Origin of the sequence: Hominibacterium faecale (assembly GCF_020734085.1) — a bacterium.
In the GTDB taxonomy this organism is placed as follows: domain Bacteria; phylum Bacillota; class Clostridia; order Peptostreptococcales; family Anaerovoracaceae; genus Hominibacterium; species Hominibacterium faecale.
On sequence record NZ_JAJAGH010000003.1, the window covers coordinates 266713 to 279927 of the forward strand.

Here is a 13215-nt window from a genome sequence, read left to right on the forward strand (position 1 = left end):
ATGAAACGGATTTGGATAATCGGCATTGGCATGGGAAACCCCGAAACGCTGACTGTAGGCGCTCTTAACAGGATTCAAGCAAGCCGAGCCCTCATCGGAGCCCGGCGCATGATCGAGGCACTGGGCGAGGTGAAAGCCAAAGCCTATTTTGCCGTTTCTCCCGATGAGATTCTGCAATGGATCAAGGATCATGAAGACTTGGATCCGATATCGGTTTTAATGTCGGGAGACGTGGGTTTTTTCAGCGGCGCTAAAAAGCTGCTAAAGCTGATTGAAGAAGAGACCAATTATAAGGCGGAGCTGATCCCTGGGATCAGCTCTCTCCAATATTTTTGCAGCCGCCTGGGGACTTCCTGGGAAGACGTGAAAACCGTCAGTCTCCACGGAAGAGAACGGAACTTTATCGGAGAGATTCTCAATCACAAAAGGACCTTTTTCTTGACGGACAGCATTCAGACTCCCGATTATATCTGTGCCCGGCTGGTGGAAGCGGGATTGGGAGAAACGCTGGTAGCAGCCGGCGAACGGCTTTCCTATGAAGATGAACGGATTGTGACTGGAACCGCTTGGGAACTCAGTCAAAAAACCTTTGATCCCCTCAGTGTGGTTCTGGTTGAAAATCCAAGAGCAGGAGCCGCATATCCCCATCCGGTTACTCATGGGATTCCCGATGATGCCTTTGTGCGGGGAGAGGTGCCGATGACAAAAGAAGAAGTGAGGAGCATCACCCTTTCCAAGCTGCGAATTGAAGAAGAGGACATCCTCTATGATGTAGGAGCAGGAACCGGGTCAGTGGCGGTTGAGATGGCCCTCCAGGCACGCAGAGGAGCGGTCTTTGCCATTGAAACAAAGCCTGAGGCCGTGGCTTTGATTGAAAAGAATAAAGCGGTTTTCCATGCAGATAATCTCCATGTGATCCAGGGGATAGCGCCCCAGGCCATGTGCTCCCTTCCCGTTGCGGATAAAGCCTTCATTGGGGGCAGCCGGGGCAACTTGAAGGAGATTGTAACGGCGCTTTTGAAAAAAAATCCCGATATTCGGATGGTGGTCAACGCCATAGCCCTGGAAACCATGCAGGAAACCATGGAAACCTTCAAGGAGCTGGGCCTTGAGGTGGAACTGGTGCAAGTGTTCTTATCAAAGGCAAAGAACGTGGCCGGCTATCAGATGATGATGGGTCAGAACCCGATCTTCATTATTAGCGGCCAGAGGAAGGAAGCGGAGCAATGAAGGTAGAGAAACATGCGATTCCCCGTATCCTCATCGGAGCATCGGGAAGTGGAGGCGGGAAAACCATTTTTACCTGCGGGCTGCTGCAAGCGCTGAAAACGGCGGGAAAACGCCCGGTATCCTTTAAGTGCGGACCCGATTATATCGACCCCATGTTCCACACAGAAGTTCTGGGTATTCCTTCCAGGAATCTGGACCTGTTTTTCGCTCCGGAGAACACAGTCAACTATCTCATGGCAAAGCACGCAGAGAATGGAGATATGGCGGTGATAGAAGGGGTCATGGGTTACTATGACGGCTTGGCCGGGATCTCGCCGGCGGCCAGCTCCTATGATCTGGCGAAAAAGACGAAAACTCCTGCTGTTTTGCTTTTAGACAGCCGGGGAAAATCCCGGTCCCTTTTGGCAGAAATAAAAGGATTCTTGGAGCTGGAAGAAGAGAGCATGATCCGTGGCGTGATCCTCAATCAGGTGTCGGAAATGATCTATCCCCAATTGAAAGGGCTCATTGAAGGGCAGCTGCCAGTCAAGGTATATGGTTATCTGCCAAAGATGGTCAACTGCAGTTTGGAAAGCCGCCATTTGGGGCTTGTTACCGCAAAGGAGATCAAAGACCTGCAGGGAATCGTAGATCAGCTGTCGGAGCAAATCCGTGCTTCCGTTGACCTGGAGGGGCTGATTGAGCTGGCAGGGCAGGCCGGCGAACTGGTTTATAAGCCGCTGCGGCTTCCAGTTCCATCTGCACAGCCGGTACGGATCGGGGTGGCCATGGATAAGGCTTTTTGTTTTTATTATCAGGATAATCTGGACCTTTTGGAAGAAATGGGGGCGGAAATTGTTCCTTTCAGCCCGCTGGAGGATCGGGAGCTTCCTAGAGAGCTTCACGGACTCATCTTCGGCGGCGGCTATCCGGAATTGTATCTGCCCCAGCTTTCAGAAAACCGCGCCATGCGGCAGGCCGTACGCAGCGCAGTGGAAGCAGGAATGCCATGTCTTGCGGAATGCGGCGGCTTTATGTATCTCCATGAGCGTCTGAAAGGAAAGGATGGCGTTTCCTATCCCATGGCAGGCGTGGTTTCCGGGGAAAGTTACCCTACGGATAAGCTGGGAAGGTTCGGGTATATCGAGCTGACCGCAAAGGAGGATACGCTGCTCTGCAGGAAAGGCGAAATGCTGAAAGGCCACGAGTTCCACTACTGGGACAGCACCAATCCGGGAAATGCTTTTCACGCCCAAAAGCCTCTGGGGAAGAAGAACTGGGAGTGTGTGGTTTCCCGGGAAAATCTGTTTGCCGGTTACCCGCATATATACTTTTATTCCAATCCGGAGGCAGCAGAACGGTTTGCTGCCGCCTGCAGGAAATATCGGGCAGGGTAAATCAGTTAATAAACGCAAATTTGGGCGCTAAAAGCCGATGAGATTATTTCCATCGGCTCGTTGCTGTTGTATCATTTTGTCTTACTGCCGTTCGCTCCTGCGTATGTTTTGTTACGAACGGGAAGATTGGTAAAATCAATCATTGGTTAGTCACCTTGTTTCAGTCTTAAATAGTTTTCGCGCAAATACCAAGCCTGTTCCGTAGATATTTCCTGCCCGACTTCGGCAGCGTTAATATCCGCATTCAGTTCGCACCAATAAATATTCCAATGCAAATCTTTTTTACCGCTGTCTACAATCTTCCAAGAAGCAATCATATTTTCCAAAGAGGTTTGCAGATACGGCGGCAGAGGGGAACATATAATTCAGGTTAATTACGCCAATCAAGCGGGTGAAATTTTGGGGATCATATATTTTGTAAAAATCCATGCTGTTTTTTAAGTGAAAGTGGCGGGCTTTGGGAGATGTGATTTGGGATATGTAAGACATCTCACCTAATTCAAACAACTTTCCAAAAAAAGGTTTATACTTGGTTTTTCCATAATCAGAATAAGGTATCCTTGAATCATAATTTTCTCTGAGAAATTTCAAATATTCTTCTTCGACAATTTTCCATTTTAGCATAGTCTTTCGTCTCCCTTACCAAAAAAATAAGATCGGGAAAACCCGATCTTAATTAATACGATTTTGCCAAGGATTCGTAACCTCTGATACCTATATTATATGTCATTTCGTCAAAAAATCAATCTATTTTCTTCGTGGTTTTCTATAAACAGGATATATTTTTTTAAAGGGTATGTCAACCCTTTAAATTGAATTTCTGTAAAAAAATGTATTGAAAGGCGCCTTTATCCTTAAAACAAACCTCTTGAATATTCAGGGGAGAGTGTGATACAATGAATCAACAATTGAAATGTCCCGGGTGTCCGGTGTTTCCCCGCCGGAAGAATAGGGAAGAGGGGTGAAATTCCCCCGCGGTCACGCCGCTGTGTAGGACGAATCATATCCATTTCATATCACTGTGAAAATGGGAAGATCGGATATGGTAGAGACTCCTGAGCCAGAAGACCTGCCTGTGGATGGTTGGATGCATTTTCTTACGGACGATGAGAAAGTGTAAGAGCGGAAATGCGCTTTCCGCCTTCTTGCGCTATTCTGAAAAGTCAGAATAGTTCTTTTTTTATTACGCAGGGAATATCCTCAGCGATCGTTCCGGAGTATCAAAAAAGTTCACCTTGTGAAAGTGAGCGAGAAGCGCGAATAACATTTCCCAAGAAAACTTTTTAGGAGGGAAAACTTATGACAAGAACAAGATCAAAAACAGAACGGATTATGTTTACCTGCGGAATGGTGTGCGCGCTGTTCTTCGGGGTGACGACAGCTTCCAGCGCCATGCACATCATGGAGGGATATCTGCCGCTGAATTATTGTATCATTTGGGGAGCCATCTGCGTGCCGTTTTTTATCGCAGGGCTGTTTTCCATCAAGAGGACTGTAATCCAGCACAGAAAGACGCTGCTGCTTCTGGTCATGATGGGAGCCTATGTCTTTGTGCTTTCGGCTCTGAAAATTCCATCGGTAACGGGCAGCAGCTCGCATCCCACCGGCACCGGCCTGGGCGCTGTTCTCTTTGGACCTGCGGCCATGTGCGTCATCGGAGTTATCGTTTTGTTGTTCCAGGCATTGCTTCTGGCCCATGGCGGCCTGACAACGCTGGGGGCCAATACCTTTTCCATGGCGATCGCGGGACCTTTTTTAGCATTCGGTGTATTTCTGATCTGTAAAAAACTCCGTGTGCCGAAATCCGCAGGTGTTTTTCTGGCGGCTTGTCTGGGCGATCTGTTTACATATTGTGTAACTGCTCTGCAGCTGGCCGTGGCCCATCCTTCACCAGTGGGAGGAATTGCCGCATCCCTTGCGGAATTTCTGGGAATCTTTGCGGTAACGCAGATTCCGCTGGCTGTGATCGAAGGGTTAATTGCTGTGGTTGTCATAAAGGCTCTGGAAAGTTACGCCAAACCGGAATTGACCGAGCTGGGATATCTGGGGGTGTAGATGATGACGAAGAACGCAAAAGTAATGATTATCTGTTTCGTTTTAGCGGCACTGATTGCGGTTGTGCCTCTTTTCTTCATCCATGATTCGGAATTCGGTGGTTCGGACGGAGCTGCCGAGGAAGCCATTACCGCCATTGATCCGGACTACAAAGCTTGGGCATCGCCTGTCCTTGAGCCGCCGGGCGGAGAGACCGAATCGCTGCTGTTCTGCTTGCAGGCTGCGCTGGGCGGAGGCGTCTTTGGCTTTGGCATGGGCTATCTCATCTGCAGAAAGAAATATGCAAAGAAAGAACAGGACTAAGACGATGATGATGATTGACAAGCTGGCTTATTCGTCTCCATGGCGATATAAAAGCACACATTTGAAGAGCTGCTTTGCCATCGGCACCCTTTTGATCTGTGTGGCAGTCCGCTCATTTTTCATCTCATCGATCGTTTTGATCCTAATGGGATGTCTGACTGTAACATACAGCCGGGCATCTCTTTCTCATTATGGAAAAATGATGCTGTGGCCCATGGCCTTTCTGATCATGGGAACGATCTCCATTTTGGCCGACATTGCCGATGAACCAATGGGCATGGTCCATATCAGCATCGGCAGCAAATACCTGGTGATCCTGGGCTCGTCGGTCATCGAAAGCGGGCGGCTGATATTGGTATCGCTGGCTTCCGTCTCCTGCCTCTATTTCTTAATCCTGACAACCGCTGTGCTGGATTTGATGGCCGGATTAAAGAGGCTCCACTGCCCCTGGCTGATCATTGAACTGATGACGCTGATCTATCGCTTTATCTTTGTTCTGCTGGACCTGGCGCTGTCCATCAACACAGCTCAAAAATGCAGGTTGGGAAATAAAGATTTAAAAACATCCATCCGCAGCATGGGCGGCATGCTGGCGGCGCTGTTTGTTCAGGCCATGGAAAAATCGTCGGCCCTTTTCAACGCCATGGAAGCCAGATGCTATGACGGACGGATCCACGTGCTGACTGAACACCGACCGGCGGCCAAAAAAGAAATCCTGCTTGTTGCGGCCTATTTGACGGCGCTCTTGGCTCTGGCTATCTTCTGCCGCACGAAGGGAGGCCTGTGATGAAGGAAGCAGAACCGATTGTACGGGCAGAAGATGTATCCTATACCTATGAGGACGGGACTCAGGCTCTAAAAGGAATCAGCCTTACTGTCAGAGCCGGCGAACGGGTCGCTGTCATGGGTGCCAATGGGTCGGGAAAATCGACGTTTTTCCTCCATCTGAATGGAATTCTGAAGCCCCAGGAGGGGAGGATTTTCATCGGCGGAAAGCCCATCGATTATTCAAGAAAAGGACTTTTGGAGGTACGAAAGAAGGTTGGAATCGTCTTTCAAAACCCGGATAACCAGCTGTTTTCCGCCAGTGTAAAACAGGAAATCTCCTTCGGCATTCTCAATCTGGGCGCATCGGAAACGGAAGCCGAAAAGCAGGTGGAGCAAGTGATGGAAGAGCTGGAAATCAACCCTTTTGCCCATAAGCCGACCCACTTTTTGAGCGGCGGCCAGAAAAAGCGGGTTTCCATAGCCGACATACTGGTCATGGGTCCGGAGCTGATTCTCTTAGATGAACCGGCGGCAGCCCTCGATCCCAAACATGCGAGGATGATCGACGGAATTGTGGACCAGCTGAGCCGCAGGGGAATTACCATACTGTTGTCCACCCACGACGTGGAACGGGCGCTCATCTGGGCCGACCGGGTGGTGCTCTTTGACGAGGGCGTGATCGCAGGAGAAGGCAGCCCGGAAGAAATTTTCCGCAATGATGCGCTTTTAAAACAGACCAACCTGGAAAAACCCACTGTGTTTCAGATTTTTGATACTCTATGTGAGGAAGGAATTCTGGATCCCAATCTGGATCCGCCTCATCGGGTCGAAGAGCTGACCGTATATATCAGGCAGAAAGGAATTGACCAATTATGACAAAAAAAGAAGCAATCCTGGCAGTCAGTTTTGGCACCAGCCATCAAGAGACGAGGAAAAAGACCATCGAAGCCATCGAGCATCGATTCCGGGAAGAATTTCCCGGCCATGAAGTGCGAAGAGCCTTCACCAGCGGTATGATCATGAATGTGCTTAAAAAGCGGGATCAAATCCATGTGGACAACGTATCAGAGGCATTGGAACGGCTCAAAAAAGATAGGTTTGATCGAGTGGTGGTCCAGCCGACCCACGTGATCAACGGCGAGGAATACGAGAAAATGACAGCGCAGGTCCAACCGTGGATAGACCGGTTTGCCAGCATCGTCGTCGGCAGACCGCTGCTTACCGAAAGCGATGATTACCAGGCAGTGTGCTCGGCCGTTTTAAAACAATTTCCCAAACTGAAGGAAGAGGAAGCCCTGGTCCTGATGGGCCACGGCACGGAACACTCTGCGGACGCGGCTTATGCGGCTATGGCCTATCGGTTCAGAGCCATGGGTCATAACAATGTTTTCGTAGGCACAGTGGAAGGTTATCCGGCGCTTGAGAACCTTTTGCCCCTGGTTAAGGAATATGGACCGAAAAAAGTAATCCTGCTGCCCTTGATGGTGGTCGCCGGAGATCATGCGCACAGCGATATGGCCGGAGAAGATGAAGCATCCTGGAAATCCATCTTTGAAAAGGAAGGCTATGAAGTAATGTGCATCCTCAAGGGACTCGGGGAGTTTGCTGAAATACAGGACATTTACGTTGAACACGCCAGACAGGCAATGGAAAACGATCATGGAACTCTATGTGGAAAAAGGGAATAAGCGGCTGAGAAGAGGGTTTACCACCGGGACCTGCGCCGCCGCCGCTGCTTGCGGAGCAGCGCAGGCACTGCTCTCTGAGGGACAGATGCTGCCTTGCGAGATTAAAATTCAGACGCCCAAAGGCATCCAGGCGAAAATTCCGGTGGAATCGATCAGAATTCAAGAAGAGGGCGTCCTCTGTTCCGTAAGAAAGGACAGCGGCGACGACCCGGATGTGACCGACGGGACCATGATCTGCGCCCTGGTGCAAAAGCTGGAGGGCCAATCTCAAACCGTAATCGTGGACGGCGGGCGGGGCGTTGGACGGGTGACCAAACCGGGACTTGCCTGCCAGGTGGGCGAGGCGGCCATCAATCCGATCCCTCGGAAAATGATCGAAACGGAAGTCCGTAAAGTCGCCGGGCAGCTGGGGTATAAGGGCGGGCTGCATGTGGAGATCTCCGTTCCGGAGGGGGAAGCGCTGGCGGAAAAAACCTTCAATCCCAAGTTAGGCATCGTGGGAGGACTGTCTATCCTGGGAACCAGCGGTATTGTGGAGCCCATGAGCGAGCAGGCGCTGATCGATACCATCAAAGTGGAGATCAATATGAAAAAAGCGGCTGGGGTGGAATATCTAGTGGTGACACCGGGCAATTACGGAGAAACCTTTCTCAAAGAAACCCGCAACCTTGATCAGCTGGATTATGTGAAGTGCAGCAATTTTATCGGCGATACCCTTTCCTATTTAAAGGAACAGGACTTTAAAGGCGTTCTTCTCGCGGGACATATTGGAAAACTGGTTAAGGTGGCCGCAGGAATGATGAACACCCATTCCAAGTACGGCGATAGACGAATGGAAACCCTGGCGGAGCACGCGGCCCTGGCAGGTGTGTCCCAGCCCCAAATCTGCCAAATCAGAGAATGCGTGACAACAGAAAATGCCGCTGCCCTGATCAAAGGGTGTGGTCCGGAAATGGAAAAGCGAATCTACGATTCCCTGCTGAGGGAGATCAAGGCCAATATGGACCGTCAGGTAAATGGCTGTTTGCAGACAGAGGTTATTCTCTTTTCCAGCAAATACGGATATCTGGGGGAAACGCCGGGAACCGGGCAGTTTTTGCTGCGGGCCCAGGCAAGCGGCGGAAAATGAGAATCATAAGGAGGAAGATAGATGGCAACGTTATATGGATTGGGCGTAGGGCCGGGGGATCCGGAGCTGATGACTTTAAAAACGGTGCGGCTGATTAAGGAGAGCGATATCATCGCCATTCCCCAGTCGGGACAGGATGTCAACACAGCCTATGCTATCGCAAAAAAAGCGGTTCCCCAAATCGAAGAAAAGGAGATCGCCCGGATCGCAATGCCCATGACCAGAGACCAGCAAGCGCTGGATGCCAGCCACGATGCGGCGGCCCGGCGGATCATCGATTACCTGGACCATGGGAAAAATGTAGCGTTTCTCACTCTGGGAGACCCCTCGATTTACTCCACCTATACATATATTCATAAGCGGGTGCTGGCTTCAGGCAGACAGGCGCAGATGGTTCCGGGAATTCCGTCTTTTTGTGCGGTTTCCGCCAGGCTCAATGAGCCGTTGGCAGAAGCGGGGCAGGCGCTGCACATCATTCCCGCTTCCTATAAGGCGCTGGACACGTGCATGGAGCTGGAAGGCACCAAAGTGCTGATGAAAAGCGGAAAAGCAGTTGGAGAGATTAAGGACATGATCTGCGGCCAGCCCCACAGGTGGTCGGCTAAGATGGTAGAACGCTGTGGGATGGAAGGTGAACGGGCTTTTCATTCCGCTGACGAGATCAATACCCAGGCAGGTTATTTTTCAATTATTGTGGTAAAGGATAAATAAAGGAGCAGTTATGATCTATTTTGTAGGAGCAGGGCCGGGCGCGGCCGATCTGATCACGGTCAGGGGCTGGAATTTATTGAAAGAGGCGAATGTGATCATCTATGCCGGCTCCCTGGTGAACAAACAGCTTTTGGAGTCGGCCAAGGCGGAATGCCGGATCTATAACAGCGCTTCCATGACCCTGGAAGAAGTGATAGCGGTCATGAAAGCTGCCGAGGAAAAGGGTGAAATGACCGTGCGTCTTCATACCGGGGATCCCAGCATCTACGGCGCGGTCCGGGAGCAGATGGATTTGCTGAGCAAGGCGGACATTCCTTATGAGATGGTTCCGGGCGTCAGCTCTTTTTGCGGCGCAGCGGCGGCGCTGAAAGCCGAATATACGCTGCCGGATGTCTCTCAGACCGTGATCATTACCAGAATGGCCGGAAGGACACCGGTGCCGGAAAAGGAGGAGATTTCTCTGCTGGCTTCCCACGGGGCGACGATGGCCATCTTTCTCAGCACAGGGCTGCTGGTGCCGCTGCGGGAGCGGCTTATCATTGGCGGATATCAAGAGGACACCCCGGCAGCCATCGTATACAAAGCTACCTGGCCGGAGGAGCAGATTTTTTACGGAACCGTAGGAAATCTGCCGGAAATCGCAGAGAAAAATAAAATTACAAAAACAGCGCTGATCCTGGTGGGGGACTTTTTAGGAGATGCCTATGAACGTTCCAAATTGTACGATCCTGCCTTTTCTCATGAATTCAGGGAGGCAAAGAAATGATGGATATTCGTATGATAGGCATCGACCATCAGAGCGCCTGCCTTGAACAGCGCGAAGCGCTGGCCTTCACCAAAGCCCAGGCCAGAAAGGCATTGGACCGGTGGAAGCAGGAGGACGCTTTTTCCGGCGGACTGCTTTTATCCACCTGCAACCGGACCGAGCTTTGGGCCAGCGGCAGCAAGGTCGATCTTTTGCAGCTTTTATGCGATGAAAAGGGCTTGAGAAAAGAAACCTTTGAACCGCTCTTCACCTGCCGCGGGGGAGCGGAAGCCAGCCGCCATCTGCTGCAGCTGGCCTGCGGGCTTAAATCAAGAATTTACGGGGAAGATCAGATCCTGACTCAGGTGCGGGACGCCCTGGAACTGTCAAGGGCGTGCGGGGCCGACGATACGGTGATTGAAAAACTGTTTCAAACGGCCATTTCTGCCGGAAAGCGGGTAAAGACGCAAGTTCGAATGGAAAACGCCGATCCTTCCGCGGCCAGAAATGCGGTGCTCCTCTTGAAAAAGAGACTGGGGGACCTGACCAACGTTCCCTGCCTGGTGATCGGAAACGGTCAGATGGGAAAGCTGGCGGCCAATCAGCTGACGGACAGCGGCGCATCGGTGACCATGACCCTGCGGAAAAAAATCCACGGCACAGAAGTACAGGAATCCATCATTCCCCAAGGCTGCCATATGATCGACTACGATGAGCGGCTGGATCATTTGCAAGATTACAAAGGGGTGATCAGCGCCACCTTAAGTCCCCATTTTACCATTCGAAAAGAGCAGGCAGCGGACAAATCCTTTCAGCGGGCCGTTTGGATTGATCTGGCAGTGCCCAGGGACATCGATCCTGCTGTCAGGGAGCTGGCCGGGGTCGAGCTCTATGATATGGATCAGCTGGGAGATGGGGAAACAGCAAAGAAAAACAGCAGGGCGTTCAAAGAGGCAATGGAAATTCTGGAAGACTATGAGGATGAGCTGGAGCGATGGTTCGCTTTCAGACGGCATGTGGAACGGGTAAAACAGATTTCCGCTGTCACGGTCCAGGATGCGTGCAAGCGTATGGAAAAGCTGACAGCTGCTGAGGCGATGGACCATGCGGTGGAAAAGCTGCTCTTTGGGCTGCGGGACACGCTGCCCGAGGAATTATGGGAACGCTGCTTTACGGCGCTGGAACAGTCGTCGCAGCGGGATACGTTGAAAACGGGAAAAGGAAGATAGCATGAAACTATATGTGGTGGGGCTGGGCCCCGGGGATTTGTCCCAGGCAACGGGCCGGGCCCTGGATATTCTGGAAAACTGTCAGGTGATCGCCGGATATACGGTTTACATAGAACTGATCAGAGAACGATTCGGCAGCAAAGAGTTGATTTCCACCCCTATGAAACAAGAAGTGAAACGATGCAGGCTGGCGATTGAGGAAACGTTGAAAGGGAAAAGCGTAGCCATGGTTTGCAGCGGAGATGCCGGCGTCTACGGGATGGCCGGCCTCATCTATGAAATCGCGCAGGAATACGATCCCATTGAAATTGAAGTGGTCCCCGGGATCACAGCTGCCTGCAGCGGCGCGGCAATCCTGGGAGCACCGCTGATTCATGATTTTGCAGTCATCAGCCTCAGCGACCTTCTGACTCCATGGGAGCAGATCGAAAAGCGTCTGGATTATGCGGCTATGGCTGATTTTGTCATCTGCTTGTATAACCCATCCAGCAAGAAGCGCCATGAGTATTTGAAAAAAGCCTGCGACCGGATATTGGCCCATAAGGATGGGAGCACCGTCTGCGGCATTGCCCAAAATATTGGAAGAGATGGGGAATGCGGACGGATTCTGTCTCTGAAAGAGCTGCGGGATACACAGGTGGATATGTTTTCCACCGTCTATATCGGCAACTCCACCACCAGGAAAATCGCCGGCAAAATGGTCACGTCCAGGGGATACCGGATCGGAGGAGACAATGGCTAATATTTTAATCTTTGCAGGGACGACTGAGGGAAGAAAGCTGGCAGAGGCCGCTGCCGCAGGTCAAAGCAGCACCCATCGGTTCTGGGTCAGCGTTGCAACAGAACACGGCAGACGGCTGCTGCCAAAAGACAGCGGGCGCCTCACAGTGCTGGCCCGGCGATTGAGCCGGGATGAGATGACAGGTCTGATTCAGCGGGAAAAGATCCAATGGGTGATCGATGCTACCCACCCTTATGCGGTAGAGGCTACGGAGTATATTCGGGCGGCGGCAGAAGATACAGGCGCATCTTACTGGCGGCTGGTGAGGCACGGGGAAGAAAGTCCGGATTCCTATACCATTGTTGACAATGCCAAGGAAGCGGCGGATTATTTGAAAACCACTTCCGGAAAGGTACTGGTGACCACCGGCAGCAAAGAGCTGGAGGCATTTACTCGCATCCCTGATTTTGAAAAACGGCTCTACCCACGAATTCTGCCGACGCCGGAAATGGTGGCCAAGGCCTTTTCTCTGGGGTTTGATGCTGCTCATTTAATCTGCATGCAGGGGCCCTTTTCCTACGAATCCAATCTGGCCATGCTGCGGCAGATCAAGGCCGACTACTTGGTTACCAAAGAGTCGGGAGCAGCAGGCGGGTTTGCCGAAAAGCTGGCAGCAGCCGAAGAAGCGGGAGCAGGCGTTATCATCATCGGAAGACCGCAAAGGGAGGAAGGCATATCGCTGGAAGAAGCCATGGCTCTGTGCTCCCTGGAGGAAGCGCCCAAAGAACGGGCCGCATGGTTTCCCATGTTCTGCGATTTGACCGGTAAACAGATTTTAGTGGTGGGCGGCGGCCGGATCGCGGCCAGAAGAATTCGAATTCTTTCTCAATACGATTGCCGTCTGACCGTCGTCGCTCCTCAGGTGCTGGCTCCTGTTAAAGAACTGGAGAGACAGGGCCTTCTGCGGATTAAAGAAAAGCCCTATGAAGAAGCCGATCTTTTGGGAGCGGATCTCGTTCTTGCGGCAACCGGCGACCGGCAGCTGAACAAGTCCATCGGAGAGACTTGCAAACAGCGGAACATTACCGTCAATGTGGCTGACCGCAAAGAAGAATGCGATTTTTATTTTCCCGGTGTCATAAGGCATGGGGATTTGACCATAGGATTTACTGCGGGAGGAAAGGATCACGCGCTGGCAAAGAAAGCGAGGATCCTCATTGAACGCGGACTGGAAAATGGTCTTGATCGATAGGAGGGGGA

14 protein-coding genes and 1 riboswitch are annotated in these 13215 nt (G+C 51.5%); of the genes, 13 read left to right on the forward strand and 1 reads right to left on the reverse strand.

Translation table 11 applies throughout. The features are described 5' to 3' along the window. Nucleotides 1-1230, forward strand: coding sequence for a precorrin-6y C5,15-methyltransferase (decarboxylating) subunit CbiE (cbiE, locus tag LG211_RS04035; protein ID WP_148394599.1), 1230 nt, complete (start codon nucleotides 1-3; stop codon nucleotides 1228-1230). Next, entirely contained in the window at nucleotides 1227-2606 is a 1380-nt protein-coding gene (locus LG211_RS04040; protein ID WP_269477028.1) for a cobyrinate a,c-diamide synthase, read from the forward strand. The genes cbiE and LG211_RS04040 overlap by 4 nt, the downstream gene beginning before the upstream one ends. 282 nt (nucleotides 2607-2888) lie before the next feature. On the opposite strand, the gene LG211_RS04045 is transcribed toward LG211_RS04040, so the two are convergent. Then, the gene (locus tag LG211_RS04045; RefSeq protein WP_148394602.1) at nucleotides 2889-3230 is read right to left on the reverse strand and encodes a type III toxin-antitoxin system ToxN/AbiQ family toxin; all 342 of its coding nucleotides are present in this window, start codon (nucleotides 3228-3230) and stop codon (nucleotides 2889-2891) included. A gap of 279 nt (nucleotides 3231-3509) precedes the next feature. Beyond that, a riboswitch (cobalamin riboswitch) is annotated at nucleotides 3510-3697 on the forward strand. A 208-nt stretch (nucleotides 3698-3905) separates the two neighbouring features. Between LG211_RS04045 and LG211_RS04050 the strand changes: the two genes are divergently transcribed. The 11 genes from LG211_RS04050 to cobK are packed head-to-tail and all read left to right on the forward strand — an operon-like array spanning nucleotide 3906 to nucleotide 13207. Further along, nucleotides 3906-4661: an energy-coupling factor ABC transporter permease gene (locus tag LG211_RS04050; protein ID WP_148394604.1), complete on the forward strand. Its 756-nt coding sequence runs from the start codon at nucleotides 3906-3908 to the stop codon at nucleotides 4659-4661. Then, nucleotides 4662-4964, forward strand: a complete 303-nt coding sequence (locus LG211_RS04055; RefSeq protein WP_336246028.1) for an energy-coupling factor ABC transporter substrate-binding protein — start codon at nucleotides 4662-4664, stop codon at nucleotides 4962-4964. Beyond that, nucleotides 4942-5751 carry a cobalt ECF transporter T component CbiQ gene (gene cbiQ, locus LG211_RS04060; RefSeq protein ID WP_148394606.1) on the forward strand — a complete coding sequence of 270 codons (810 nt, stop codon included), beginning with the start codon at nucleotides 4942-4944 and terminating at the stop codon, nucleotides 5749-5751. Before LG211_RS04055 ends, cbiQ begins: the two co-directional genes overlap by 23 nt. Further along, nucleotides 5751-6608, forward strand: a complete 858-nt coding sequence (locus LG211_RS04065) for an energy-coupling factor ABC transporter ATP-binding protein (protein ID WP_269477029.1) — start codon at nucleotides 5751-5753, stop codon at nucleotides 6606-6608. Before cbiQ ends, LG211_RS04065 begins: the two co-directional genes overlap by 1 nt. Further along, nucleotides 6605-7420 carry a sirohydrochlorin cobaltochelatase gene (locus tag LG211_RS04070; protein ID WP_269477030.1) on the forward strand — a complete coding sequence of 272 codons (816 nt, stop codon included), beginning with the start codon at nucleotides 6605-6607 and terminating at the stop codon, nucleotides 7418-7420. Before LG211_RS04065 ends, LG211_RS04070 begins: the two co-directional genes overlap by 4 nt. After that, entirely contained in the window at nucleotides 7359-8549 is a 1191-nt protein-coding gene (cbiD, locus tag LG211_RS04075) for a cobalt-precorrin-5B (C(1))-methyltransferase CbiD (protein ID WP_269477031.1), read from the forward strand. The genes LG211_RS04070 and cbiD overlap by 62 nt, the downstream gene beginning before the upstream one ends. A 21-nt stretch (nucleotides 8550-8570) precedes the next feature. Further along, a complete protein-coding gene (cobI, locus tag LG211_RS04080) occupies nucleotides 8571-9260 on the forward strand; it encodes a precorrin-2 C(20)-methyltransferase (protein ID WP_148394612.1) in 690 nt (229 codons plus the stop codon). A gap of 10 nt (nucleotides 9261-9270) precedes the next feature. Beyond that, nucleotides 9271-10026, forward strand: coding sequence for a precorrin-4 C(11)-methyltransferase (gene cobM / locus LG211_RS04085; RefSeq protein WP_148394614.1), 756 nt, complete (start codon nucleotides 9271-9273; stop codon nucleotides 10024-10026). After that, complete coding sequence (gene hemA, locus LG211_RS04090; protein ID WP_148394616.1) at nucleotides 10023-11234, forward strand: glutamyl-tRNA reductase; 1212 nt, start codon at nucleotides 10023-10025, stop codon at nucleotides 11232-11234. Before cobM ends, hemA begins: the two co-directional genes overlap by 4 nt. A gap of 1 nt (nucleotide 11235) precedes the next feature. Then, nucleotides 11236-11976, forward strand: coding sequence for a precorrin-3B C(17)-methyltransferase (gene cobJ / locus LG211_RS04095; protein ID WP_269477032.1), 741 nt, complete (start codon nucleotides 11236-11238; stop codon nucleotides 11974-11976). Continuing rightward, on the forward strand, nucleotides 11969-13207 hold the full coding sequence (gene cobK / locus LG211_RS04100) for a precorrin-6A reductase (protein WP_269477033.1): 1239 nt from the start codon (nucleotides 11969-11971) through the stop codon (nucleotides 13205-13207). The genes cobJ and cobK overlap by 8 nt, the downstream gene beginning before the upstream one ends. Nucleotides 13208-13215: the final 8 nt, after the last annotated feature.

Excerpts from the sequence above, each read along its gene's own strand:
- cbiE (WP_148394599.1), top strand. The coding sequence starts at position 1 with ATGAAACGGATTTGGATAATCGGCATTGGCATGGGAAACCCCGAAACG.
- LG211_RS04040 (WP_269477028.1), top strand. The coding sequence starts at position 1,227 with ATGAAGGTAGAGAAACATGCGATTCCCCGTATCCTCATCGGAGCATCG.
- LG211_RS04045 (WP_148394602.1), bottom strand. The coding sequence starts at position 3,230 with ATGCTAAAATGGAAAATTGTCGAAGAAGAATATTTGAAATTTCTCAGA.
- LG211_RS04050 (WP_148394604.1), top strand. The coding sequence starts at position 3,906 with ATGACAAGAACAAGATCAAAAACAGAACGGATTATGTTTACCTGCGGA.
- LG211_RS04055 (WP_336246028.1), top strand. The coding sequence starts at position 4,662 with ATGATGACGAAGAACGCAAAAGTAATGATTATCTGTTTCGTTTTAGCG.
- cbiQ (WP_148394606.1), top strand. The coding sequence starts at position 4,942 with ATGCAAAGAAAGAACAGGACTAAGACGATGATGATGATTGACAAGCTG.
- LG211_RS04065 (WP_269477029.1), top strand. The coding sequence starts at position 5,751 with ATGAAGGAAGCAGAACCGATTGTACGGGCAGAAGATGTATCCTATACC.
- LG211_RS04070 (WP_269477030.1), top strand. The coding sequence starts at position 6,605 with ATGACAAAAAAAGAAGCAATCCTGGCAGTCAGTTTTGGCACCAGCCAT.
- cobI (WP_148394612.1), top strand. The coding sequence starts at position 8,571 with ATGGCAACGTTATATGGATTGGGCGTAGGGCCGGGGGATCCGGAGCTG.
- cobM (WP_148394614.1), top strand. The coding sequence starts at position 9,271 with ATGATCTATTTTGTAGGAGCAGGGCCGGGCGCGGCCGATCTGATCACG.
- hemA (WP_148394616.1), top strand. The coding sequence starts at position 10,023 with ATGATGGATATTCGTATGATAGGCATCGACCATCAGAGCGCCTGCCTT.
- cobJ (WP_269477032.1), top strand. The coding sequence starts at position 11,236 with ATGAAACTATATGTGGTGGGGCTGGGCCCCGGGGATTTGTCCCAGGCA.
- cobK (WP_269477033.1), top strand. The coding sequence starts at position 11,969 with ATGGCTAATATTTTAATCTTTGCAGGGACGACTGAGGGAAGAAAGCTG.